This is a genomic window from Streptomyces sp. SID5785, assembly GCF_009870065.1.
Taxonomy (GTDB): domain Bacteria; phylum Actinomycetota; class Actinomycetes; order Streptomycetales; family Streptomycetaceae; genus Streptomyces.
Genome location: NZ_WWIA01001045.1, coordinates 1 through 2,269 on the forward strand (window position 1 = coordinate 1; position 2,269 = coordinate 2,269).

At 71.4% G+C, this 2,269-nt stretch carries 3 protein-coding genes; all 3 read right to left on the minus strand.

Features of this window, described 5'->3' with window-relative positions:
• Window positions 1–41: 41 nt before the first annotated feature.
• Window positions 42–1,571 carry a sodium:solute symporter family protein gene (locus tag GTW43_RS33905; protein WP_161305808.1) on the minus strand — a complete coding sequence of 510 codons (1,530 nt, stop codon included), beginning with the start codon at window positions 1,569–1,571 and terminating at the stop codon, window positions 42–44.
• Window positions 1,564–1,806 carry a DUF3311 domain-containing protein gene (locus tag GTW43_RS33910; RefSeq protein ID WP_161305809.1) on the minus strand — a complete coding sequence of 81 codons (243 nt, stop codon included), beginning with the start codon at window positions 1,804–1,806 and terminating at the stop codon, window positions 1,564–1,566. The genes GTW43_RS33905 and GTW43_RS33910 overlap by 8 nt, the downstream gene beginning before the upstream one ends.
• Before the next feature lie 25 nt (window positions 1,807–1,831).
• Window positions 1,832–2,269: class E sortase (locus tag GTW43_RS33915; RefSeq protein ID WP_161305810.1), on the minus strand; the 438-nt coding region annotated here is incomplete at its 5' end.

Below are 2,269 nucleotides of genomic sequence, written 5' to 3' on the forward strand. Positions count from 1 at the left end.
TTCCGGCCCGGCGGACCCGGCGCTCCCCGGCGAGGGGCGCCTTACTCCCGCCCCATGGGATCCCCCACCGGACCCCGCCCCACCGGATCCCCCACCGGGTCCCGCGCCAGTACCACCTCGTCCGGTCGCTCGTCCCGCTCCCCCGGCAGGGCCACCGAGACGACGGCCGTCACGACGGCGTTCACGCCGAGCGCCACCACCCCCGCGTTCACCCCGGCCAGGGGATCCCGCCCGGTGAAGACGAGCCCGCACACGATCCCGACCCCGGTGACCAGCCCGCTCAGGGCGCCCGTGAGACTCAGACGCCGCCAGACCAGACCCACCAGCAGCATCGGCACGAGCTGCGCCATTCCCTCGTAAGAGATGAGGGACAGCCGCACGAGCGTGTGGGGCGCCGCGTACGTGAGGACGAGCGCGAGGGAGCCCGCGACGACGACCACGATCTGCGACCAGGTCTTCAGCGCGCTCGACGAGTTCCGCCAGCGCGGCACGAGCGAGAAGACGCTGCTGCCCCACATCGTGCCGATGACCAGCATGAACACGGCCATCGGCACGATCGAGGAGAGCGCCGCCGCGACGCCGATGACGCCGACGCCCCACGCGGGCAGCGAGTCGACGACCAGTTTGAGCAGCGCGAGGTTGGAGTCGGCGCCGGTCAGCCCCGGCACGACGAACAGCGCGGCCATGCCGAGCAGCATCGGCACGAACAGCAGGACGTTGTAGGCGGGCAGCCACATCGCGTTGCGGCGCAGCGCGTCGGCGCTGCGCGCGCCCAGGTACCCGGCGACGGTGGTCGGGAAGATGACGACGGTGAGCGCGTTCAGGAACGTCGTCGTGGCGAACCAGCCCTCCCCGTAAGGGGATCCGCCGCTGCCGGGCAGCGTCAGCCAGGCGCTCTTGTGGTCGACGAGCTGCCCGAGGAAGTCCCCGTACCCGTCGAAGTAGTGCAGCGGCACGTACACGGCGAGGAAGGCGAGCGTGACGATGACGAGGAGGTCCTTCATCACGGACACCCAGGCGCTGCCGCGCAGTCCGCTCACCACGACGAACAGGGTGGTGACGGCGAAGCCCACGAAGTACGCCCAGTTCAGGCTGATGGCGCCGTAGGAGATCGTGGAGACGACGACGCCCATGCCGGTGAGCTGCAACTGGATGTACGGGAGCAGCAGCACGGTGACGAGGATCGCGACGGCGGCGCCGAGCCAGGGCCGGCCGAACCGGTGCGCGACCATGTCGGTGATGCTGACGAGCCCGTGTGCGCGGGCGTAGGACCACAGCATGGGGCCGACGACGTATCCGACGGCGTAGCCGCAGGACATGTAGGCGACGACGTAGAGCACGGGCGCGCCGAAGGTGTAGCCCCAGCCGGCGGCGCCGAGGTAGCTGAAGCTGGTGTAGCCCTCGCCGGCCATGAGGACCCAGATGAAGACGGCCCCGAGGCTGCGGCCGCCGACGGACCATTCGGCGAGTCCTCCGCCGCGCCCCTTGCCGCGCACGGCGAGCAGCCCGAGGGCGACGGTGCCGGCCATGAAGACGGCGAACAGGGTCGTGGCCACCGCTCCGTCACTCATCGCCGGCCTCCGTCCGGGTGCCCGGCGCCGTCTCCGTGCGGGCGCGCAGCCGCTGGTCGCCGCGCCAGGTCAGCCAGACGGCGACGGGCGTGAGGAGGGTCGCCGCGAGGAGCCACACGAAGAGGAACGGCAGCCCGATCAGGACCGGTTCGACCCGGTTCACGAACGGGAGCGCGCCGATGTACAGCACGAAGGGCACGAGGAGCCAGAGGAGATGGGGCCGTCGCTTGATCACGGACGACGACCTTACTCAGCGGCGTTCACCGGGGCGTCATCGAGCGGAGCGTGCCCCACACCACCAGCCGGTACCGCGACGTGAACTCGGGGGTGCAGGTGGTGAGGGTGATGTAGTACCCGGGTTTCTCGTACCCGGCGCCCGCGACGACCCGGCTGCGGGGCACGGCCGCGATCACTCCGCCGTCGCGCGCGGAGGTCTGCGCGAGGCTCTTGTCGACCACGTACGTGAACACCGCGTTCTTCGTCTCGACGGTGAGGGTGTCGCCGCGGCGCAGCCGGTTGATGTGGCGGAACGGTTCGCCGTGGGTGTTGCGGTGCCCGGCGAGCGCGAAGTTCCCGGCCCCGCCGGGCTGGGCGGTGCCCGGGTAGTGGCCGGCGTAGCCGTGGTTGAGCACGTCGGCCTTGCTGACACCCTGGGCGACGGGCACCCGCAGGCCCAGGCGCGGGATGCCGAGGACGGC

Coding starts and splice junctions, on each gene's coding strand:
- GTW43_RS33905 (WP_161305808.1), bottom strand. CDS start 1,571: ATGAGTGACGGAGCGGTGGCCACGACCCTGTTCGCCGTCTTCATGGCC.